The organism is Cyanobium sp. A1C-AMD (genome assembly GCF_024346495.1).
In the GTDB taxonomy this organism is placed as follows: domain Bacteria; phylum Cyanobacteriota; class Cyanobacteriia; order PCC-6307; family Cyanobiaceae; genus Cyanobium_A; species Cyanobium_A usitatum.
This window is the reverse complement of record NZ_JAGQDB010000009.1, coordinates 19198-39104: the sequence shown is the minus strand read 5'-3', so window position 1 is coordinate 39104 and position 19907 is coordinate 19198. Positions and strand designations below refer to the sequence as shown.

General features: G+C 63.7%; 18 protein-coding genes, 1 tRNA gene, 1 other RNA gene and 1 riboswitch. Of the genes, 9 read left to right on the top strand and 11 right to left on the bottom strand.

The genetic code is table 11. From position 1 onward, the window contains the following. Nucleotides 1–38: 38 nt before the first annotated feature. Nucleotides 39–2447, top strand: a complete 2409-nt coding sequence (locus KBY74_RS03090; protein WP_254941455.1) for a phosphoketolase — start codon at nucleotides 39–41, stop codon at nucleotides 2445–2447. Continuing rightward, nucleotides 2444–4966, top strand: a complete 2523-nt coding sequence (locus KBY74_RS03085) for a glycogen/starch/alpha-glucan phosphorylase (RefSeq protein WP_254941454.1) — start codon at nucleotides 2444–2446, stop codon at nucleotides 4964–4966. The genes KBY74_RS03090 and KBY74_RS03085 overlap by 4 nt, the downstream gene beginning before the upstream one ends. A 13-nt stretch (nucleotides 4967–4979) precedes the next feature. On the opposite strand, the gene KBY74_RS03080 is transcribed toward KBY74_RS03085, so the two are convergent. The 3 genes from KBY74_RS03080 to KBY74_RS03070 form a co-directional block, all read right to left on the bottom strand. Further along, the gene (locus KBY74_RS03080) at nucleotides 4980–5459 is read right to left on the bottom strand and encodes a hypothetical protein (RefSeq protein ID WP_254941453.1); all 480 of its coding nucleotides are present in this window, start codon (nucleotides 5457–5459) and stop codon (nucleotides 4980–4982) included. A gap of 36 nt (nucleotides 5460–5495) precedes the next feature. After that, nucleotides 5496–5768: a hypothetical protein gene (locus KBY74_RS03075; RefSeq protein ID WP_106632938.1), complete on the bottom strand. Its 273-nt coding sequence runs from the start codon at nucleotides 5766–5768 to the stop codon at nucleotides 5496–5498. 132 nt (nucleotides 5769–5900) lie between these two features. Then, nucleotides 5901–5974, bottom strand: a tRNA-Arg gene (locus tag KBY74_RS03070). 45 nt (nucleotides 5975–6019) lie between these two features. Here KBY74_RS03070 and rnpB point away from each other — a divergent pair. Then, an RNA gene (gene rnpB / locus KBY74_RS03065) (RNase P RNA component class A) lies at nucleotides 6020–6430 on the top strand. A gap of 18 nt (nucleotides 6431–6448) precedes the next feature. Then, nucleotides 6449–7168, top strand: coding sequence for a ribonuclease III family protein (locus KBY74_RS03060; RefSeq protein WP_254941452.1), 720 nt, complete (start codon nucleotides 6449–6451; stop codon nucleotides 7166–7168). On the opposite strand, the gene KBY74_RS03055 is transcribed toward KBY74_RS03060, so the two are convergent. Next, the gene (locus KBY74_RS03055; protein ID WP_106632954.1) at nucleotides 7146–7325 is read right to left on the bottom strand and encodes an NAD(P)H dehydrogenase subunit NdhS; all 180 of its coding nucleotides are present in this window, start codon (nucleotides 7323–7325) and stop codon (nucleotides 7146–7148) included. The genes KBY74_RS03060 and KBY74_RS03055 overlap by 23 nt on opposite strands. Nucleotides 7326–7377: 52 nt before the next feature. On the opposite strand from KBY74_RS03055, the gene rimM reads away from it, so the two are divergent. Beyond that, nucleotides 7378–7950 (top strand): ribosome maturation factor RimM, encoded by a 573-nt coding sequence (rimM, locus tag KBY74_RS03050; protein ID WP_254941451.1) that lies wholly within the window; start codon nucleotides 7378–7380, stop codon nucleotides 7948–7950. 72 nt (nucleotides 7951–8022) lie between these two features. After that, nucleotides 8023–9519, top strand: a complete 1497-nt coding sequence (locus tag KBY74_RS03045) for a mannose-1-phosphate guanylyltransferase/mannose-6-phosphate isomerase (RefSeq protein WP_254941450.1) — start codon at nucleotides 8023–8025, stop codon at nucleotides 9517–9519. Here the strand turns inward: KBY74_RS03045 and glmS are convergent. Further along, the gene (gene glmS / locus KBY74_RS03040) at nucleotides 9506–11425 is read right to left on the bottom strand and encodes a glutamine--fructose-6-phosphate transaminase (isomerizing) (RefSeq protein WP_254941449.1); all 1920 of its coding nucleotides are present in this window, start codon (nucleotides 11423–11425) and stop codon (nucleotides 9506–9508) included. The two genes, KBY74_RS03045 and glmS, sit on opposite strands and share 14 nt — an antisense overlap. Before the next feature lie 82 nt (nucleotides 11426–11507). Next, nucleotides 11508–11753: a photosystem I iron-sulfur center protein PsaC gene (gene psaC, locus KBY74_RS03035; protein ID WP_006042515.1), complete on the bottom strand. Its 246-nt coding sequence runs from the start codon at nucleotides 11751–11753 to the stop codon at nucleotides 11508–11510. A gap of 151 nt (nucleotides 11754–11904) precedes the next feature. Between psaC and acpP the strand changes: the two genes are divergently transcribed. The 3 genes from acpP to tkt are packed head-to-tail and all read left to right on the top strand — an operon-like array spanning nucleotide 11905 to nucleotide 15444. After that, nucleotides 11905–12147, top strand: a complete 243-nt coding sequence (gene acpP, locus KBY74_RS03030; protein WP_106632933.1) for an acyl carrier protein — start codon at nucleotides 11905–11907, stop codon at nucleotides 12145–12147. A gap of 8 nt (nucleotides 12148–12155) precedes the next feature. After that, the gene (fabF, locus tag KBY74_RS03025; protein WP_106632932.1) at nucleotides 12156–13403 is read left to right on the top strand and encodes a beta-ketoacyl-ACP synthase II; all 1248 of its coding nucleotides are present in this window, start codon (nucleotides 12156–12158) and stop codon (nucleotides 13401–13403) included. Nucleotides 13404–13437: 34 nt separating this feature from the next. Then, the gene (gene tkt / locus KBY74_RS03020) at nucleotides 13438–15444 is read left to right on the top strand and encodes a transketolase (RefSeq protein WP_254941448.1); all 2007 of its coding nucleotides are present in this window, start codon (nucleotides 13438–13440) and stop codon (nucleotides 15442–15444) included. A gap of 85 nt (nucleotides 15445–15529) precedes the next feature. Here tkt and thiC read toward each other — a convergent pair whose 3' ends face one another. The 5 genes from thiC to KBY74_RS02995 form a co-directional block, all read right to left on the bottom strand. Then, nucleotides 15530–16924 (bottom strand): phosphomethylpyrimidine synthase ThiC, encoded by a 1395-nt coding sequence (gene thiC, locus KBY74_RS03015; protein ID WP_254941447.1) that lies wholly within the window; start codon nucleotides 16922–16924, stop codon nucleotides 15530–15532. 42 nt (nucleotides 16925–16966) lie between these two features. Beyond that, a riboswitch (TPP riboswitch) is annotated at nucleotides 16967–17085 on the bottom strand. A gap of 5 nt (nucleotides 17086–17090) precedes the next feature. Further along, nucleotides 17091–17681 (bottom strand): HEAT repeat domain-containing protein, encoded by a 591-nt coding sequence (locus KBY74_RS03010; RefSeq protein WP_254941446.1) that lies wholly within the window; start codon nucleotides 17679–17681, stop codon nucleotides 17091–17093. Next, the gene (locus tag KBY74_RS03005) at nucleotides 17678–17896 is read right to left on the bottom strand and encodes a DUF3188 domain-containing protein (RefSeq protein ID WP_241518347.1); all 219 of its coding nucleotides are present in this window, start codon (nucleotides 17894–17896) and stop codon (nucleotides 17678–17680) included. The genes KBY74_RS03010 and KBY74_RS03005 overlap by 4 nt, the downstream gene beginning before the upstream one ends. Further along, nucleotides 17893–19125, bottom strand: a complete 1233-nt coding sequence (locus KBY74_RS03000; RefSeq protein ID WP_254941445.1) for an amidohydrolase — start codon at nucleotides 19123–19125, stop codon at nucleotides 17893–17895. Before KBY74_RS03000 ends, KBY74_RS03005 begins: the two co-directional genes overlap by 4 nt. 14 nt (nucleotides 19126–19139) lie before the next feature. Continuing rightward, a complete protein-coding gene (locus KBY74_RS02995) occupies nucleotides 19140–19898 on the bottom strand; it encodes a tetratricopeptide repeat protein (protein WP_254941444.1) in 759 nt (252 codons plus the stop codon). Between the last annotated feature and the right edge of the window lie 9 nt (nucleotides 19899–19907).

Below are 19907 nucleotides of genomic sequence, written 5' to 3'. Positions count from 1 at the left end.
GTGGCTACGGTTTGAATAACGAGTAGATGACGCGGGTAATGGCAGAGCAACTGCAGCGTCTTGATGCCTGGTGGCGAGCCGCCAACTATTTAGCGGTGGGGATGATCTACCTGCAGGACAACCCCCTGCTGAGCGAACCGCTGCAACCTGCCCATATAAAAAGTCGGCTACTGGGGCATTGGGGCTCGAGCCCGGGTCAATCCTTCATCTGGGCCCATGCCAACCGGGTGATCCGGTCCCACGACCTCGACATGATTTATCTGTCGGGCCCGGGCCATGGCGCCCCTGGGGTGCTGGCGCCCACCTACCTCGACGGCTCCTACAGCGAGATCTATCCCGACAAGTCGACGGATGCTGCCGGCATGCAGCGCTTCCTTAAGCAGTTTTCCTTCCCCGGCCACATCGGTAGCCACTGCACACCCGAAACCCCTGGCTCAATTCACGAGGGCGGCGAGCTGGGCTACGTGCTCTCCCACGCCTGCGGAGCGGTGTTCGACAACCCCAGCCTGATCGCCCTGGCCTGCGTCGGCGATGGCGAGGCGGAAACCGGGCCCCTGGCCACCAGCTGGCACATCAACAAGTTCCTCAACCCCGCATCCGACGGCGCCGTGCTGCCGGTGTTGCACCTCAACGGCTACAAAATCGCCAACCCCACCCTGCTGGCACGCATCCCCAGGGAGGAGCTCGCCAGCTTGATGCGGGGCTACGGCTGGGAGCCCCTGTTTGTGGAAGGCAGCGAGCCGATGGCGATGCACCAAGCCATGGCAGCCGCCATGGACAGCGCCATAAACCGTATTCAAGAGGTGCAGGCGGAGGCCCGCCGCAGCGGCGATCCCAGCAACGTCAACCGGCCCCGTTGGCCCATGATCGTGCTGCGATCGCCTAAGGGCTGGTCAGGGCCGGCGGAGCTGAATGGCAAAAAGCTGGAAGGCTTCTGGCGCAGCCACCAAGTGCCCCTGCCCGATCCCAAGCGAGACCCGGCCCAGCTAGGGCAACTCGAGGCCTGGCTGCATAGCTACCGCCCTGGCGAACTCTTTGATGGGCAGGGCAGCCTGCTACCCGAGCTACGCGCCCTCTCGCCAAGTGGCCAGCGCCGCATGGGCTCCAACCCCCATGCCAACGGTGGGCTGCTGCGCCGGCGCCTGAATCTGCCGCCGGTCCATACCTATGCCGTGCCCGTTGAGCAACCGGGCCAGCACGAGGCCGAAAACACCGCTCCCCTGGGAGAGCTGCTGCGCGATGCAATTGCCCTGAACCCCGATTCCGTGCGCGTGTTCGGACCGGATGAAACCGCCTCCAACCGGCTGCAAGCCATCTACGAGATCAGTAAAAAGGTGTGGATGGAGGAATTTCTGCCGGAAGACCTCAACGGCAGCGAACTCTCCCGCAGCGGCCGCGTTGTCGAGATGTTGAGCGAACACACCTTGGTGGGAATGATGGAGGGCTACCTACTCACCGGCCGCCATGGTTTTTTCCACACCTATGAGGCCTTCGCCCATGTGATTGCCTCGATGTTCAACCAACACGCCAAGTGGCTGGAATCCTGCATTCACCACGCCCCCTGGCGCGCGCCGATTTCCCCCTGGAACTGTCTGATCTCCAGCACCGTGTGGCGCCAAGACCACAACGGCTTCACCCACCAGGATCCTGGCTTCATCGATCTCGCCGGCAACAAAAGTGGCGAGGTGGTGCGGGTCTACCTGCCGGCCGATGCCAACAGCCTGCTGGCGGTAGCTGAACAGGCGCTACAGGAAACGAATGTGTGCAACATCATCGTTTCTGACAAACAGAAGCACCTGCAATATCTAACTCTGGAGCAGGCCCGGGCCCACGTGGCCAAGGGCATCGGCCTATGGAGCTGGGCGAGCAACGACGAATGCGGCACCGAACCAGATGAGCCTGATGTGGTGATGGCCTGCGCTGGCGACATCCCTACTAAGGAAACCCTTGCCGCAGTTGAAATTCTGCGGCGTGAGATCCCGAGCCTAAAAATTCGAGTGCTCAATGTGGTGAAGCTATTTGCTCTCACCACTCCGGGCGAACACCCCCACGGCCTCAGTGATCGGGACTTCAACAGCCTGTTCACCACGAATCGACCTGTGATCTTCAATTTTCACGGCTACCCGTGGCTAATCCACCGACTCACCTACCACCGCACCAACCACGTCAACTTCCATGTGCGCGGATATAAGGAGAAAGGCAACATCAACACCCCTCTGGAGCTGGCGATGAACAATCAGATCGACCGCTTCAACTTGGTTATTGATGTGATTGACCGGGTTGCGGGCCTGGGCTCCCGCGCTGCCCACGTCAAAGAGCGCATGAAGGAGGCGATTTTGGCCAACCGGGCCCACGCCCATGAGCACGGCATGGATGCGGAAGATGTCACCAACTGGCGATGGAACCCACTGCCTGCAGCGGCCCATGCGGGAGAATCACTCAAATGAGCGACCTCCAACCCAGCAACCTGCGTCTGCCCACCCCGGGCTGCTACGCCGACCCAGATCGCAGTGGTCTGACCGCCGAAAACGTGTTCGACGGCATGACCGAACACCTTTTTTACACGCTCGGCAAGCTCGCCCCCACGGCCAGCCGCCACGACCTCTACATGGCCCTCAGCTACGCGGTGCGCGACCGGCTGATGACCCGATACCTGGCTGGCATTGAAGCGCTCAGTGCCACCCCGACTCGAGTGGTGGCCTACCTCTCCGCTGAATTTCTGATCGGGCCCCAATTGGGCAACAACCTGTTGATGCTGGGCATCCAGCAAGAAGCGGCAGAAGCCTTGCGCCGTTTCGGCATCAACGACATCAACGAGATCCTCGATGTCGAAGAGGAGCCTGGCCTGGGCAACGGAGGCCTGGGGCGGCTGGCGGCCTGCTTCCTGGAGTCGCTGGCCTCGCTGGAAATCCCAGCCACCGGCTACGGCATCCGCTACGAATTCGGCATTTTTGACCAGCTGATTCGCGATGGCTGGCAGGTGGAAATCACCGATAAGTGGCTCAAGAGCGGCTGGCCCTGGGAGCTACCCCACCCCGATCAAGCCTGCTTCGTGGGCTTCGGTGGCCACACCGAGAGCTACCGCGATGAGCACGGCACCTACCGGGTGCGCTGGATTCCGGCAGAGCACGCCATCGGCATTCCCCACGACGTGCCGGTGCTTGGGTACCGGGTTAACACCTGCGACCGGCTGAGGTTGTGGCGAGCCGATGCCGCCGAATCGTTTGACTTCTATGCCTTCAACAGCGGCGACTATTACGGCGCCGTAGAGGAAAAGGTGGGCTCCGAGACCCTCTCCAAGGTGCTCTATCCCAACGACGGCACGGATGAGGGTCGGCGCCTGCGCCTGAAGCAGCAGCACTTCTTCGTGAGCTGCTCCCTGCAGGACATGATCCGCAACCTCGATGCCCGCGGCCTCCCAATCACGGATTTCCCCGATCACTGGGCGGTGCAGCTAAATGACACCCACCCGGCCATCGCCGTGGCGGAGCTGATGCGCCTGCTACTCGACGACAAGCACCTGGACTGGGAGGTCGCCTGGAACATCACCAGTCGCGCGCTCTCATACACCAATCACACCCTGCTGCCGGAAGCCCTCGAGAAGTGGGGCTTGGGGCTATTTGGCTCCCTGCTACCCCGCCACCTGGAGCTGATCTACGAAATCAACCGCCGCTTCTTGCAACAGGTGCGTTTGAAATATCCGGGCAACGAGCAGATCCTACGCAAGGTCTCGATCATCGATGAGGAGGGCGACAAAGCCGTCCGTATGGCCAATCTGGCCACCGTTGCTTCCCACCACGTCAACGGCGTAGCAGCCCTGCATAGCGAACTGGTCAAAACCGAGCTGTTTCCAGAATTCGCGGCCCTATGGCCCGAGAAATTCACCAATGTCACCAACGGCGTCACCCCGAGGCGCTGGGTGGCCCTGGCCAATCCGCAGCTTTCGGCCCTACTGAATGAATCGATTGGCACCGGCTGGATTAACCGCCTCGATGAGCTGCGCCGCCTGGAGCAGTTTGTCGACGACAGCAGCTTCCTCGAGCGCTGGGAGGCCACCAAGCTGGGCGTTAAGGGCCAGCTGAGTCGTTACATCCATCGCCACACGGGTGTGCTGGTCGATCCCACCTCCCTGTTCGATGTGCAGGTGAAGCGGATCCACGAATACAAGCGCCAGCACCTAAACGCCCTACAGGTGGTGGCCCAGTACCTGCGCATCAAAAATGGTCAGGCTGAGGGTATGGCCCCGCGCACGGTGATCTTCGGCGGCAAGGCGGCACCCGGCTACTACATGGCCAAGCTAATTATTCGTTTCATCAACGGCATCGCCGAAACGATCAACGCAGACCCCGACATGGAGGGCCGGCTGCGGGTGATCTTCCTGGCTGATTACAACGTCAAGCTGGGTGAGCGGGTTTATCCCGCCTCCGACCTCTCGGAGCAGATCTCCACCGCCGGCAAGGAAGCCTCCGGCACCGGCAACATGAAGTTCGCCATGAATGGGGCGCTGACCATCGGCACTCTCGATGGCGCCAACGTGGAAATCCGCGAACAGGTGGGGGCGGAAAACTTCTTCCTGTTTGGCAAGACCGCTGAGGAGATTTCCGAGCTGTCCCAGTCGGGTTATCGCCCCTGGGAGCTGATCGGGGGAATGCCCGAGTTGGCCGAGATCCTGCGACTGGTGGAGCAGGGCCACTTCAGCAATGGGGATGGCGACCTATTTAGGCCGCTGCTGCAAAACCTCACCGGCCGGGATCCCTTCTTCGTGCTGGCCGACTTCAACGACTATCTGCGGGCCCAGTCCGAGGTCGACCTGGCCTGGGCCGACAGGGGTCGCTGGAACCGCATGTCGTTGCTGAATTCAGCCCGCAGTGGCTTCTTCTCTTCAGATCGCTCAATCCGCGACTACGCCGAGCGGATCTGGAAAGCCGAAAGCTTCCCTGTCACGATCACCTGCGAGCTGGACTGAGCAGGGAGATGGTCTAACCGGGCAGGTCTGGAGTTTGGTGGAGCAGCCGATTCAGCCTTAGGCGATCGGCATTAAGCGGATCAGGGGCCAGCTCACCGGCCACTTCCCGAAACTTTTGCTCCACCTCGTCGGGCACCCGCACGTCAAAGATGCGCTCCATCAGCGCCTCAATGGAGAAGAGGTGGGCATTGATGTTTTCCAGGTCCGCCATGGCCTGCTGGAAGGCATCGGGCTCAGCGCCCTCATCCTCAACAGCCCCTGTACCTGCCCCTTGGCCGCCAGGAGCGGCATTGGCCGGACTGGCGGCAGCTTCCGTGGCCTCCTGCTGCTTTTGCAACTCTTCCATCACCCGGCCTGCCAGGGTGCGAAAAGATTGCAGCGCAGCCCAATTAAGCTCCTGCTGCTGACGCAGGGTGGGGTTTTCACGGATCAATCGGTCATGTTCCCGATAGAACCGTTGGCAATCAGGGCATTGGCAGGGCTCTTCTGGCACCGCACTCCCTTTGGATCTCAATCCCCATCATGGCACTCACGCCGCCAAGGGGATCTCGATCGAGGTCACCACGTTGATTACGTCGCGCAGCCGCATCGAATCGGCAAACCAGCCCATGGCTTGCTCGGTATCACCACTGCGCTCAGCGTCGGTGGCCTGCTCCTCGTGAGCCTCAGCTAGCAGGGCCAGCCAGCAAAGGCAGCGGGCTTGAACCACCGAAAGGTCGAGCTCATCGGGCTGGCTATCGGCGATGCGTTCGCTCTCCTGCTGCACCAGCAGACGCAGACGCAGATCGTGAAGCTGGGTCATCGCGGTCAAACGACTTGGACCACGCTAGCCCCGGTGCTGCGAATGGGTAGGGCACCACCTGTAGCGCTCGCTACCCCAAGCCGTGAAGGCTGGCTTGGCGAAGCTTCATCGCGTGACTGGGCTTTTAAAGAACGGGGCTGGCGGGACTCGAACCCACGACCTACGGTTTAGGAAACCGTCGCTCTATCCGGCTGAGCTACAGCCCCATCCCGGCCATCCCGCAAGACGTCCGTGTCGGCATTATGGAATGCGAAAGCAGGCGAGGTGATCGCGATCAGGGCTGCGGCACCTCCACGGAGGCAGCTGGAGCGCTTGGTTGAGGAAAGTCCGGGCTCCCCAATGGCCAGGCTTGCTGGGTAACGCCCAGTGCGGGTGACCGTGAGGACAGTGCCACAGAAACACACCGCCGATGGCAGGGGGCTCGCCCCCCGCACAGGTAAGGGTGCAAGGGTGCGGTAAGAGCGCACCAGCAGCATCGAGAGGTGCTGGCTAGGTAAACCCCAGCTAGGAGCAAGGCCCAGGGACAACGGTTGGCCATGACACCCGTCCCGTTTCAAGTGCGCCGCTCGAGGCCGCCGGCAACGGCGGTCCCAGACAGATGATCACCCCCCACCGGCTCGCTGGTGGGAGAACAGAACCCGGCTTACGTCCTGCTTTCACCACTTTTTCCCCGCCAGCCCATGCGGCCCGAACGCCACCAGCAGCTGGTTGCCTTCCTGCGCTCCCTGGGCCTGGAGATTGGCGACCGTGACCTTGCCCCCATAGAGGAGGCCCTCAGCCACACCTCAGCGGGTCTGGCCGGCAACCACGAGCGCCTGGAATTCCTCGGCGACGCCGTGCTGCGCCTAGCCGCAGCGGAGTTTCTGCAACGGCACTATCCAAACCTGAGCGTGGGGCGCTGCTCTGCCCTGCGAGCCCAATTGGTAAGCGACCGCTGGCTGGCCGAACTGGGCGAGCACTGCAAGATCGAATCCGTGCTGCACCTAGGCCCAATGGCCAGTGGTGATCAGGCCGGAAGGGCCACTGTGCGGGCTGAATGCTGTGAAGCCCTCCTAGGTGGCCTCTATGAAGCCTGGGGCGCCGGCCAGGGCGGACTGGAGCCGGTGCACCGCTGGCTCTCTCCCCACTGGCAGCGCAGCAGCAGCGAATTGCTGGCCGATCCGGACCGCCACAACTGGAAGTCGGCCCTGCAGGAGTGGACCCAGGCGGCCGGGCTGGGCCTGCCGCACTACGACTGCCAGGAGCGCAGCCAAGTCCACGCTGACCCGCGCCGCTTTCATTGCAGCGTGACGATTGCGGGCCAGGCAAGCCGTACCGGCTGGGGGCCTTCAAGGCGCAGCGCCGAACAGGAGGCAGCCCGGGCCGCCCTCGCGGTGATCAAGCCTGCTCCAGGAGCTTGAGCGGCATGGTGACGAGCTTGTCCCAGTTGCCGCCCTCAAACAGCACGGCGGCCTGCTGACCGCTGATCCGTTGCACGAAGCCGCGGTAGCCGTTGTAAATCGAGCGGCCGTCACGCACCACCACGGTGGAGCCCGGCAGGATCGGCAGGTCGGCCATGATTTGAGCGAGGCGTAGGGCCATTATCGGGTGACGCGGGAAGTAGCTGGCCATGGCCGATCAAACCAGCAGCAGCCAGATCGCCACTCCTGCCCCCGACGATCTACTTGTGGTCGGCAAAGTGGTGTCAGCCCAAGGGCTGCAGGGCGAGCTGAGGGTGCTGCCCATGAGCGATTTCCCGGAGCGGTTCACCCGAGCCGGGCGGCGCTGGTTGCAGCGGCGGGAAGAGGCGCCGCGGCAGGTAGAGCTGCTGAGCGGCAGGCAACTGCCAGGCAAGGAACTGTTTGTGGTGCGACTCGCCGCCATCGACAGCCGGGAAGCGGCCGAAGCCCTGGTGGGTGACCAGTTGCTGGTACCCCTAGCCGACCGCCCCAAGCTGGCCAAAGGTGAATTTCACCTGCTCGACCTGGTGGGCACCGAAGTGCGGCTGCTGGAGGATCAAAGGCCCATTGGCAAGGTTCGCAATCTGATCCACGCTGGCAACGACCTGCTGGAGGTAGAGCAGGAAACCCCCGATGGCCCGCGGCGACTGCTTATCCCCTTCGTGACTGCGATCGTGCCAGAAGTCCATCTCGAGGAAGGCTGGATCGGCATCACCCCGCCCCCCGGGCTGCTGGAGCTTTAGGCGACTCTTAGAAGGCTGCCGTTTGCTGGTTAGCCAAAGGTGACCTTGAATGGGTTCAACCCAGTCCGGTCCATGGCAAATAGCCCTAGCTCCCCAAGCAGTGCACTTGTGCCGGTGATCCTGTGCGGCGGCACGGGCACGCGGCTGTGGCCGCTGTCGAGAGCTAGTTACCCCAAGCAGTATTGGCCCCTGGCAAGCACGGGAGAAGACACCCTGCTGCAGCAGACCCAGCAGCGCCTGGCGGGTTTGCCGGGTTTAGGGGCTCCTCTGCTGATCTGCAATGAAGACCACCGCTTCATCGTGGCCGAGCAATTGCGCCAGATCGGCGTGGAGCCCCAAGCGATCCTGCTGGAGCCGGTCGGCCGCAATACCGCTCCGGCGGTGGCGGTAGCAGCGCTGCAGGCCACCGCCCATGGGGAAGATCCCCTGCTGTTGGTGCTGGCGGCAGACCACGTGATCCGTGATGCCGCCACCTTCCGCGCCACGGTGACTGCGGGGATGGCAGCAGCTGAAGCCGGCCAGCTGGTGACGTTTGGAATCGTGCCCACGGCGCCAGAAACCGGCTACGGCTACATCGAAGCCGCCCAGTCGCTGCTCGGTGCCAACGAACCGGTACCAATCGCCCGGTTTGTGGAGAAGCCGGATCGGGCCACCGCGGAGCAATTTCTTGCGACGGGGCGCTTCACCTGGAACAGCGGCATGTTCCTGTTCAAGGCCAGCGCGATCCTGGCCGAATTGGAGCGGCTGGCGCCTGAGGTTGTGAGCGCCTGCCGCTCCTCGCTGGAGCACGACAGCGCCGATCTCGACTTTCTGCGGCTGGAGCGGGAGGCCTTTGCCAGCTGCCCCAGCGTGGCGCTGGATGTGGCGGTGATGGAGCGCACCGACCGCGGCGCCGTGTTGCCCCTGGAGGCAGGTTGGAGTGATGTGGGCAGCTGGAGCGCCCTGTGGGAAACCGCCGATCAAGACAGCGACGGCAACGTGCTGCGGGGCCGGGTGATCAGCGAGGGAAGCAGCAATTGCTATCTACGCAGCGAGCATCGGCTGGTGGTGGGACTCGGTGTAGAGGATCTGGTGGTGGTGGAAACCGATGACGTCGTGCTGGTAGCCCACCGCGACCGAGCCCAGGAGGTCAAAGCAATAGTGGGGCGGCTGGAGAGGGAAGGGGCACCAGAGAGCAAGGCCCACCGCAAGATCTACCGCCCCTGGGGCTCCTACGACGGCGTCACCGAGGGTGAGCGCTGGCAGGTGAAGCGGATCGTGGTCAACCCCGGAGCCAGCCTGTCGCTGCAGATGCACCACCACCGCGCCGAGCACTGGATCGTGGTGCAGGGAACGGCGGTAGTGGAAAAAGATGGTGGCAGGGAGCTGGTAGGCGAAAACCAGAGCACCTACATCCCCCTGGGTTGCCGCCACCGCCTCTCCAACCCTGGCAAGATTCCGGTGGAGCTGATCGAGGTGCAGAGCGGACCCTACCTAGGCGAAGACGACATAGTCCGCTTTGAAGATCGCTACGGACGCAGCGACGCCAGCCCAGCTCCAACCCCCGCGCCAACCCTCACTCAACCGTGACGCTCTTGGCCAGGTTGCGGGGTTGGTCCACATCCAGGCCCCGGTGGGCGGCAATGTGATAGCTGAGCAACTGCATAGGAATCACAGTTAGCAGCGGGCTGAGTAGCTCGTCTACCGCCGGCACCGGCAGCAAGACATCAAACAACTCAGCGTCAGGGCATTCGGGTGCCACACCGATCAGCTGGGCATCGCGGGCCTTGGCCTCCTGGGCATTGCTGAGCACCTTGTCGAACACCGCACCTGGCATGGCGATTGACACCACAGGCACCTTGGCATCAAGCAGGGCGATCGGCCCATGCTTCATCTCGCCGGCCGGATAGCCCTCGGCGTGGATGTAGCTGATCTCCTTGAGCTTGAGCGCACCCTCCAAGGCAATCGGGTAGTTGATGCCACGGCCCAGAAAGATCACATCCTGAGTGCCCTCAAAGCGGTGGGCCAGGGAAGCGCAGCGCTGGTCGTGGTCTGCCACCAGGGCCTCCAGCTGCTGGGGCAACTGGCGCAACTGGGCCACCAGCGCCTTGAGCTCCTCGCGGCTGCGGCCCGAGCTAACGCCACCCTGCCGCTGGCCCACTCGCCGCTCCGCAAATGCCAGGGACAACCCGTAGAAAGCCAGCAGTTGGCCAAGGAAGGTCTTGGTCGCCGCAACCCCCACCTCAATGCCGGCGCCAATGTCAAGGATGTGGTCCACCATCCGGGCCAGGGAGCTTTCTGCCCGGTTGGTGATGCCCAGCAGCCGCGGCCGGTAGGCCGGATCGGCCACTAGCCGGCGACGCTCCTGCTCCATCGCCAGGGCCGCCAGGGTGTCGGCGGTTTCCCCCGACTGGGTCACGCCGATCGTGAGCGTGTGGGGGCTAAGCGGCGGCGGCGCATAACGAAATTCACTGGCATAAAAAACGCTTGTGGGGATACCAGCCAGCTGCTCCAGCAGATAGGCGCCCACCTGGGCGGCGTGGCGGCTGGTGCCGCAGGCCAGGATCTGGATCCGCTCCACACCCTCAAACACCTCAGCCGCCAGAGGTAGTGCCACCAATGGAGTCGCCTCCCCTTCCACAACCTCTGGCAGGTGCCGAGCCACCCAAAGGGCGGCCGTTTCAGGCTGCTCGTGGATCTCCTTGAGCATGAAATGGCGGAAGCTGCGCTTATCCGCCACGTGCTCGGTGCCGCTAAGCAGGCTGGGGCTGCGCTGAACACGCTGGCCCGCGGCGTCATAAAGCTCGATGCCCAGCGGGGTGAGCAGGGCCACCTCGCCGTCTTCCATCGGCAAAATAGTGCGGGTGAAGCCCGCCAGGGCAGGGGTGTCGCTGGCGCAGAGAAACTCTCCCTCCCCCAGCCCAATCAGCAGGGGCGCAGCCTTACGGGCCACCACTAGGGCGCCAGGGGCCTCTGCCCACACCACCGCCAGGGCATAGGCCCCCTGCAGCAACGGCAACACCGACTGCAAAGCAGCCAGTAGCAGCACCGCTGAAGCCTGCTCACCTGCCGCCCGGCGGCGATCCAGCTCCCGAGCCAGCAGGTGGGGAATTACCTCCGTATCGGTCTCGGAGCGGAACAGCACCCCTTGCGATTGCAGCTCCTCCCTCAAGCCGCGGTAGTTCTCGATGATGCCGTTTTGCACCACCGCCAAACGGCCAGAGCCATCGAGGTGGGGGTGGGCGTTGCGCTCCTCCGGCTTGCCGTGGGTAGCCCACCGGGTATGGCCAATGCCGCACTGGCCGGGAGCTCCCTGGGCCTCAAAGCGGGTCGTGAGATTGACAAGTTTGCCCTCCGCCTTGAGGCAATGGAGGCTAGCCCCATCAACCGTGGCAATACCGGCGGAGTCGTAGCCGCGATATTCCAGCTGGCGCAGCCCCTCCAGCAGTTGGGGAGCCGCCTCCCGCGATCCAATCAGGGCAACGATGCCGCACATAGGCCTGGGCCAGCGAGGAGCGCAACAAAAAAGCCCGGCGAAGGGCCGGGCTTGAGCTTATTGGCATTAGCGCCAATGATCTTCAGTAGGACAAGCCCATCGAGCGACTGGTTTCGTCGCCCAAGTAAACGCGAATGCTCAGGAAGTCGGTGGGGCAAGCGGTTTCACAGCGCTTACAACCGACGCAATCTTCCGTGCGGGGAGAGGATGCGATCTGGCCGGCTTTGCAGCCATCCCAGGGCACCATCTCGAGCACGTCGAGTGGGCAGGCACGCACACATTGGGTGCAACCGATGCAGGTGTCGTAAATCTTGACGGCGTGGGACATGGGCCTGAGCCGGGAACAAACGGCGTGGAACCCAACGTACCCACAGCCTCCGGACCCACAGCAAAGGAGCCCGCAGCCCGTCACCCTTGTTCATACGCCGGGGGGAGCCCAGCGGGGTGACCCGTAGAGTGCATCGACTCTCACAGCGGCCATGTCCCAGGAAGCGATCTACGAGAAAGTGCGCTCGATCGTTGCCGAGCAGCTCAGCGTTGACGCTGGGGAAGTGAAGCCCGAATCAAACTTTCAGAATGATCTGGGTGCCGATTCCCTCGACACCGTCGAGTTGGTAATGGCTCTGGAAGAAGCCTTTGACATCGAAATCCCTGACGAAGCTGCAGAAGGCATCACCACCGTTGGCGATGCCGTCAAGTTCATTCAGGACAAGCAGGCCTGAGCCACCCCATGGTGCAGGGTCTCCAGCGCGTCGTCGTCACCGGTCTCGGCGCGATCACACCGATCGGTAACGACGTCTCCAGCTACTGGGAGGGTCTGAGCACGGCGCGCAACGGCGTGGCGGGCATCACTCTTTTTGATGCCAGTCGTCATGCCTGTCGCTTCGCAGCTGAAGTTAAAGATTTTGACCCCTCCGGCTGGCTAGAGCCAAAGGAATCCAAGCGCTGGGATCGCTTTTGCCAGTTTGGGGTAATCGCCGCCAAGCAAGCTGTCGCCCATGCGGGCCTCACCATTGATGAGTCCAACCAACACCGAGTGGGCACAGCCATTGGCTCCGGCGTTGGAGGCCTGCTGATGATGGAAACCCAGGCCCACGTTCTCAAAGATCGGGGCCCCGATCGGGTGAGTCCGTTCTGCGTCCCGATGATGATCCCCAATATGGCGACTGGCCTAACGGCCATTGCCCTTGGCGCCAAGGGACCCAGCAGCGCGGTAGCCACCGCCTGCGCCGCCGGCTCCAATGCCATCGGTGATGCCTACCGGCTGATCCAGCTGGGCCTGGCTGACGTGATGGTCGCTGGTGGTGCCGAATCGGCCATTACTCCTCTGGGGGTAGCGGGATTTGCCAGCGCCAAGGCCCTGTCCTTCCGCAACGACGATCCCACCACGGCCAGTCGCCCCTTCGACGCCGAGCGCAACGGCTTCGTGATCGGCGAAGGCGCCGGGGTGATTGTGCTCGAGAGCCTGGAGCACGCCCAGGCTCGCGGTGCCCAGATCCTGGCGGAGGTGGTGGGCTACGGCATGACCTGCGACGCCCACCACATCACCTCACCTACCCCGGGGGGGGTTGGCGGTGCTGAAGCCATGCGTCTTGCCCTCAAGGATGCCCGGCTTGAGCCAGAAGCCGTCGACTACGTCAATGCCCACGGCACCAGCACCCAGGCCAACGACAGCAACGAAACCTCCGCCATCAAGAGTGCCCTCGGGGATTGGGCTTACCAGATACCCGTGAGCTCCACGAAATCGATGACCGGCCACCTCCTTGGAGGCAGCGGCGGCATCGAGGCGGTCGCAGCGGTGCTGGCTATTGAGCACAACCTGGTGCCACCTACCATCAATTACCAAAATCCGGATCCGGCCTGCGATCTGGATGTGGTTCCCAACCAGGCCAGGGAACACACCCTCAACGTGGTGCTCTCCAATTCCTTCGGGTTTGGCGGTCACAACGTCTGCCTGGCGTTCCGCCGCATGGCGTGAGCCTCCTCCTCCCACTCCCCCACCTGCCTTAGCCATGGTCGCCGCTCCCTCCACATCCGTTGAATCGCTCTGCGTCAACAGCATCCGCTTCTTAGCGATTGACGCGATCAATAAGAGCAATTCGGGCCACCCCGGCCTGCCCATGGGCTGCGCCCCGATGGCCTTCGCCCTGTGGGACAAGGTGCTTAAGCACAACCCCAAGAACCCCAAGTGGTTCAACCGGGACCGCTTCGTGCTCTCGGCTGGCCACGGCTGCATGTTGCTTTACGCGCTGCTGCACCTCACCGGCTACGACTCGGTGACCATCGAAGACATCAAGCAATTCCGCCAGTGGGGTAGCCGCACCCCTGGTCACCCTGAAACCTTCGAAACCCCCGGCGTTGAGGTCACCACCGGCCCCCTGGGCCAGGGCATCTCCAACGCCGTGGGACTGGCTATCGCCGAAGCGCACCTGGCTGCCAAGTTCAACAAGCCCGGCTGCGACCTGGTTGATCACTACACCTACGTGATCATGGGCGACGGCTGCAACCAGGAAGGCGTGAGCGGTGAAGCCGCCTCCCTGGCCGGCCACCTGGGCTTGGGCAAGCTGATTGCCCTCTACGACGACAACCACATCACCATCGACGGCAACACCTCGGTCTCCTTCACCGAGGACGTGCTGAAGCGCTACGAGGCCTATGGCTGGCACACCATCCACGTCAAGGATGGCAACACCGATGTGGCCGCCATTGCCCAAGCCATCGAGGCAGCCAAGGCCGTCACCGACAAGCCCAGCTTGATCAAGGTGACCACCACAATCGGCTACGGCTCGCCAAACAAGGCCAATACCGCTGGAGTTCACGGCGCAGCCCTAGGCGCCGACGAAGCAGAGCTCACCCGCAAAGCCCTCGACTGGAGCTACGGCGAATTTGAGGTTCCCCAGGATGCCTACGACCACTGGCGCCAAGCGATCAGCCGCGGTGAAGCACTTGAAGCCACCTGGAACGCCAGCCTGGCCACCTACCGCAGCCAGTACCCCGCTGAAGCGGCTGAATTCGAGCGCCAGCTTCGCGGCGAGCTGCCCCAGGGTTGGGACGCTTCCCTGCCGAGCTTCAGCCCAGAAGACAAGGGTTTGGCCACCCGCATGCACTCCTACAACGCCCTTAACGCCTTCGGCCCCAACCTGCCCGAGCTAATTGGCGGCTCGGCCGACCTCACCCACTCCAACCTCACCGATATCAAAGGCGAGGCGAGCTTCCAGAAGGGTGCCGAAGCCAACCGCTACCTGCACTTCGGCGTGCGCGAGCACGCCATGGCGGCGATCATGAATGGCATCGCCTACCACGGCAGCGGCCTGATCCCCTACGGCGGCACCTTCCTGGTTTTCGCTGGCTACATGATCGGCGCCATGCGCCTTTCGGCCTTGAGCGAGTTGGGAGTGATCTACGTGCTCACCCACGACTCGATCGGTCTGGGCGAAGACGGCCCCACCCACCAGCCGGTGGAAACCCTCGCCAACCTGCGCGCCATCCCCAACCTGCTGGTGATGCGCCCCGGCGATGGCAACGAGACCATGGGTGCTTATCAAGTTGCTGTCACCAACCGCAAGCGCCCCACCGTGCTGGCCCTCAGCCGCCAAGCCATGGCCAACCAGCCTGGTTCGGCTGCAGCCCATGTGGCCAAAGGTGGCTACATCCTGGAGGACAGCAATGGCACCCCGGAACTAATCCTGATCGGAACCGGCACCGAGCTGGAGCTCTGCACGAAAGCCGCAGCCCAGCTGCGCGCCGAAGGTAAGAACGTGCGGGTAGTTTCGATGCCCTGCATCGAGCTGTTCGAAGAGCAGGATGCCGCCTACCGCGAAAGCGTGCTGCCCGCCGCCGTACGCAAGCGCGTTGTGGTGGAAGCCTCCAGCTCCTTCGGCTGGCACAAATACACCGGCTTCGATGGCGCCTGCATCTCGATCGACCGCTTCGGCGCATCCGCTCCCGGCCCGGTCTGCCTCGAGAAGTTTGGCTTCACCGTCGACAACGTGGTGGCAACAGCCAAGTCGCTGGGCTGATTCAACAGAGACTGAAAAGCCCCGCCTAACGGCGGGGCTTTTTTTATGTCAACTAACAGAACCGTGAACCCCAAGCAGGGTGATCTCACACCACTACCGCAGCCCCAGCCTCAGCTCCTGCTTTCTGCTCCGCCAGCACCTGCTCAAGCCCTTCCAGATCCTCATCAGTGATCTTGGTTTGCATTGGGCAGTGCTTGGGGCCACACATCGAGCAGAACTCGGCCTGTTTATAGATATCTGCAGGAAGAGTTTCGTCGTGATACTCGCGAGCCCGCTCAGGATCCAGGGATAGATCAAACTGCTTGTTCCAATCGAAGGCATAGCGAGCCCGGCTGAGTTCGTCGTCGCGGTCGCGGGCACCGGGGCGGTGACGAGCGATGTCGGCAGCGTGGGCAGCGATCTTGTAGGCGATCAAGCCTTCACGCACATCCTCGGCATTAGGCAGGCCCAGGTGCTCCTTGGGGGTCACATAGCAGAGCATCGCTGTGCCATACCAACCGGCCATCGCCGCACCGATGGCGCTGGTGATGTGGTCGTAACCGGGGGCGATGTCTGTGACCAGCGGGCCCAGCACATAGAAGGGGGCCTCACTGCACTCCTCCATCTGCTTTTTAACGTTGAATTCGATCTGATCCATCGGCACATGGCCCGGACCCTCCACCATCACCTGGATATCGTGCTCCCAGGCGCGGCGGGTTAGCTGGCCAAGGGTTTTGAGCTCAGCCAGCTGGGCGGCGTCGGAGGCGTCGTGCTGGCAACCCGGCCGCAGGGAGTCCCCAAGGGAGAAGCTGCAGTCGTAGCGCTTGAAGATTTCGATGATGTCATCGAAATGGGTGAACAGGGGGTTCTGCTTGTGGTGATAAAGCATCCACTGGGCCAAGATCCCGCCACCGCGGCTCACGATGCCGGTGAGGCGACCCTTCACTAGCGGCAGGTGCTCAATCAGCAGGCCGGCATGAATCGTTTGGTAGTCAACGCCCTGCTGGCAGTGCTTCTCGATGATGTGCAGGAAGTCGTCGGCGTCGAGCTTCTCGATTGAGCCGTGCACGCTCTCGAGCGCCTGATATACGGGCACGGTGCCGATCGGCACCGGCGAGGCATTAATGATCGCCGTGCGCACCTCATCGAGGTTGACGCCGCCGGTGGAGAGATCCATCACCGTGTCGGCGCCATACTTCACAGCTAGGCGCAGCTTGGCCACCTCCTCATCGAGATCGGAAGCGTTGGGAGAGGCGCCGATATTGGCGTTCACCTTGCAGCGGCTGGCGATGCCGATCGCCATCGGCTCCAAATTGAGGTGATTGATGTTGGCCGGGATGATCATGCGTCCCCGAGCCACCTCCTCCATCACCAACGATTCGGGCAGGTTTTCCCGCTTGGCCACATAGGCCATCTCTTCAGTCACTACGCCCTGGCGGGCGTAATACATCTGGGAATAGTTCGCGGTGCCGCGACGCTTCTCAATCCAGGCGCTACGCATTTGAGGCTGCAGATAGGGCGGGGCGCAGCCTGAGAGTGGTTTCACAATCCAATTCCACTTCCCTGCGCCGGCATGACCCGGATCAGGTTCGGAGGGTGTGATCTCAGCCCGAAGCTGCACAACTGATTAAGGCCGGCAGCGGGGCACCCCTAGTGACCCATCCAACCTAGCTCTGCAGACCATTGAGCGCCGCGGCCACCACCCGGTGGTCGGGGTCGGCCTGAAGCTGCTGCAACAGGACCCGGGCCTCGGGAGTGCCCTGCTCCCGCACCAAGCGGGCCAGGATCTCGGCGCCGCCCACCCGCACTGTGCCATCAGCGTCTGTGATCGCCATCGACGCCAGCTCCAGCAACCAGGCCGGATCAATGGCTGGCTGCTCAGCAAGAGCCGAAAGGATGCTGCAGCGCACCAGCCACTGCTGATCGGCTGCAAACCCATCACGCAGCAGGGGCCAGGCCCGCTCAAGGCTGTGGCTCACCAGGGAGTTAGCAGCTTCGGCCCGCACATTGGCGTCCTCATCGCCCTGCATCGAGGCCACCAGCGCCTGCCAGCCGGCCTCGTTTTGCTTCACCCCAAGGCCGGCGCAGCTGAGCGAGCGCACCATGAACATGCTCTGCTCCAGCCCGAGCAGGAGTAAGGGCACGGCCTGCTCCACCGGCACCTCCCGCAAACCCACCAGGGCGGGCATGGCCCGGCTGGGGTCTCCGCAAAGAATGGCCTCACGCAGGGCCGCAAGATCGGGAGAGGGATTGTTCATACATCGCCATCGTGGCGCAGGGCCGCCAGCAGCTCACGCCGTCGTCGCCGCCGGCCCACCGCACTGGTAACAAGCAGGCCCGTGCCGATCAGCAGAGCTGGCAGGGCTGGAATCCGATCGACGCCGCGGCGCTGCAGCAGCACAAGCAATGCCAGCAGGATCAACAGGGGCGAGGAGAGGGCCAGCAACCCCCGCAGCCAGGGCCTTTGCCTCACGGGCGCCGCTCCATCCAGCGCAGCAGGCTCAAGGTGAGCACGCCAATCCCCACCGGCAGGGCCGCTTCGTCGGGAGCGAAGCTGTTGCTATGCAACGGCGTGCAGCCCTGAGGCCCCGCCACCCCCAGCCGAAACATGGTGCCGCGGATGCCATCGAGCAGTTCAGCGAAATCCTCTGCTCCCAAAGACGGCTGCTCGAGCCACTGCACCTGCTGGCGGCCGAGCAGCTCCACCCCAGCATCCGCCACCAGCTCGGTGAGGGCAGGGTCGTTGTGCACGGGCGGTGAAATCACCCGATAGCGGACCCGGGCCTCGCCGCCATGGCCGCGGCAGAGGGCCTGCACCGTGTCTTCGATCCACCCTGGCAGCTGGGCGTGCACGTCGGTGTCGAGGCAGCGCACCGTGCCGAGCAGGCGCACATGGTCGGCGATCACGTTGAAAGCCTTACCGCCCTCGATCCGCCCGAAACTCACCACCACCGGATGCAGGGCATCAAGGCGGCGGCTGATCGCCTCCTGCAGACCACTCACCACCCGCGCCGCAATCCAAATGGCGTCAGTGCTCTGGTGGGGCCGGGCGCCGTGGCCGCCCTCGCCCAGCACCTCCACCTCCAGCTCACCGGCCGCCGCCGTAAGGCTGCCGCTGCGCACGCCGATCGTGCCCGCCGCCAGGCTGGGAAACACGTGCACACCAAACAGGGCTGCCACGCCGTCCATGGCGCCATCGGCCTTCATCCAGGCCGCCCCCTGGGCCGTTTCCTCAGCGGGCTGAAACAACAGCCGCACCCTGGCCGTGAACAGCTCGGGGTGGCGCTCGGCAAGCTCCGCCAGCAGGTAGGCCACCCCCAGCCCCACGGCGGTATGCAGGTCGTGGCCGCAGGCATGCATCAGGCCCTGCTGGGTGGAGGCGTAGTCGAGGCCGGTGCGCTCCTCCACAGGCAGGGCATCCATATCCACCCGCAGGGCCACCAGGGGGGCGGGCAAGCCATCAAGCCCCTGCTCTGGCCCCAACTCCGCCAGCACGCCGGTGCGGCCGACACCCTCGCGCACCTGCCAACCCCAGCGCCGCAGCTCACCTGCCACCAGGGCAGCGGTCTGCTGCTCATGGCCACTTAGCTCGGGATGGCGATGGATATGACGCCGCAACTGGATCAGCTCCGGCAGCACCTCGGCCAAGGCCTGCTCAAGCCCCAGGGCCTGCCAATTCCAGCTGCAGGGTGTTGCCGTCATTAGAGGGCCATCGTTCAAGGGGCCAAAGCGAGGAATTGCGCCAAAGCTTCCACCGGCTCGGGGGGCCAACGCCGCGTCGCAAGCAACCATTCTTGCTGCCGGTAGCGGGGATCGAGGCCGGAGGCCGCGGCCCAGTTGCTTTCGGCCTCACCGCGAGCCCCCTTCTGCCAGAGCAGGGCGGTGAGACCAGCTCGGGCATCAGCAAACAGGGGATAGCGGCGGATCAGGTTGCGCAGCTGCCGCTCGGCCTCAGCGCGATCGCCCAGCTGGAAGGCCGCCAGGGCGGCACTGGAGCGGGCCATGGCAAAGCCTGGCCTAGCTAGGGAAGCGGCTTCAAAGCAACGGCGCGCCTCCTGCCAGTCACCCAGGGAGCCCTGCACGTTGCCGAGGTTGTAGAGGGCCGAGGCGCGCGGTTCACCCTCATCGCTGGGGGCGCGCTCCAGGATCCAGCGATAGTCGGCTTCGGCGGCAGCCCACTGGCCCAGGGCCTCCTCGGCTGTGCCGCGATTGAGGTGGGGATCGGGGCTCTCGCCGTCGAGCTGCATCGCCTTGGTCTGGTCAGCAATGGCAGCGCGGGGATCGCCCAGGGCGAGCTGCACATTGCCGCGATTACTCCAGGCCGCCGCATCGTCCGGGGCCACCTCCAGCACCTGGTTCCAGAGGGGTAGAGCCTCATCAAAGCGCCCCTGCCGGCTGGCGCTGAGGGCCTGATCAAATAGCTGGGGCAGCAGCAGCTGCAGGCCCAGCAGCAAGGAAAACAACGTAGGAATCATTGTTGGCTG

Coding starts and splice junctions, on each gene's coding strand:
- psaC (WP_006042515.1), bottom strand. CDS start 11,753: ATGTCCCACGCCGTCAAGATTTACGACACCTGCATCGGTTGCACCCAA.
- glmS (WP_254941449.1), bottom strand. CDS start 11,425: ATGTGCGGCATCGTTGCCCTGATTGGATCGCGGGAGGCGGCTCCCCAA.
- KBY74_RS03055 (WP_106632954.1), bottom strand. CDS start 7,325: ATGGCCGACCTGCCGATCCTGCCGGGCTCCACCGTGGTGGTGCGTGAC.
- acpP (WP_106632933.1), top strand. CDS start 11,905: ATGTCCCAGGAAGCGATCTACGAGAAAGTGCGCTCGATCGTTGCCGAG.
- KBY74_RS03000 (WP_254941445.1), bottom strand. CDS start 19,125: ATGACGGCAACACCCTGCAGCTGGAATTGGCAGGCCCTGGGGCTTGAG.
- KBY74_RS03090 (WP_254941455.1), top strand. CDS start 39: ATGGCAGAGCAACTGCAGCGTCTTGATGCCTGGTGGCGAGCCGCCAAC.
- KBY74_RS03060 (WP_254941452.1), top strand. CDS start 6,449: ATGCGGCCCGAACGCCACCAGCAGCTGGTTGCCTTCCTGCGCTCCCTG.
- thiC (WP_254941447.1), bottom strand. CDS start 16,924: ATGCGTAGCGCCTGGATTGAGAAGCGTCGCGGCACCGCGAACTATTCC.
- rimM (WP_254941451.1), top strand. CDS start 7,378: ATGGCCGATCAAACCAGCAGCAGCCAGATCGCCACTCCTGCCCCCGAC.
- KBY74_RS03075 (WP_106632938.1), bottom strand. CDS start 5,768: ATGACCCAGCTTCACGATCTGCGTCTGCGTCTGCTGGTGCAGCAGGAG.
- fabF (WP_106632932.1), top strand. CDS start 12,156: ATGGTGCAGGGTCTCCAGCGCGTCGTCGTCACCGGTCTCGGCGCGATC.
- KBY74_RS03085 (WP_254941454.1), top strand. CDS start 2,444: ATGAGCGACCTCCAACCCAGCAACCTGCGTCTGCCCACCCCGGGCTGC.
- tkt (WP_254941448.1), top strand. CDS start 13,438: ATGGTCGCCGCTCCCTCCACATCCGTTGAATCGCTCTGCGTCAACAGC.
- KBY74_RS02995 (WP_254941444.1), bottom strand. CDS start 19,898: ATGATTCCTACGTTGTTTTCCTTGCTGCTGGGCCTGCAGCTGCTGCTG.
- KBY74_RS03010 (WP_254941446.1), bottom strand. CDS start 17,681: ATGAACAATCCCTCTCCCGATCTTGCGGCCCTGCGTGAGGCCATTCTT.
- KBY74_RS03045 (WP_254941450.1), top strand. CDS start 8,023: ATGGCAAATAGCCCTAGCTCCCCAAGCAGTGCACTTGTGCCGGTGATC.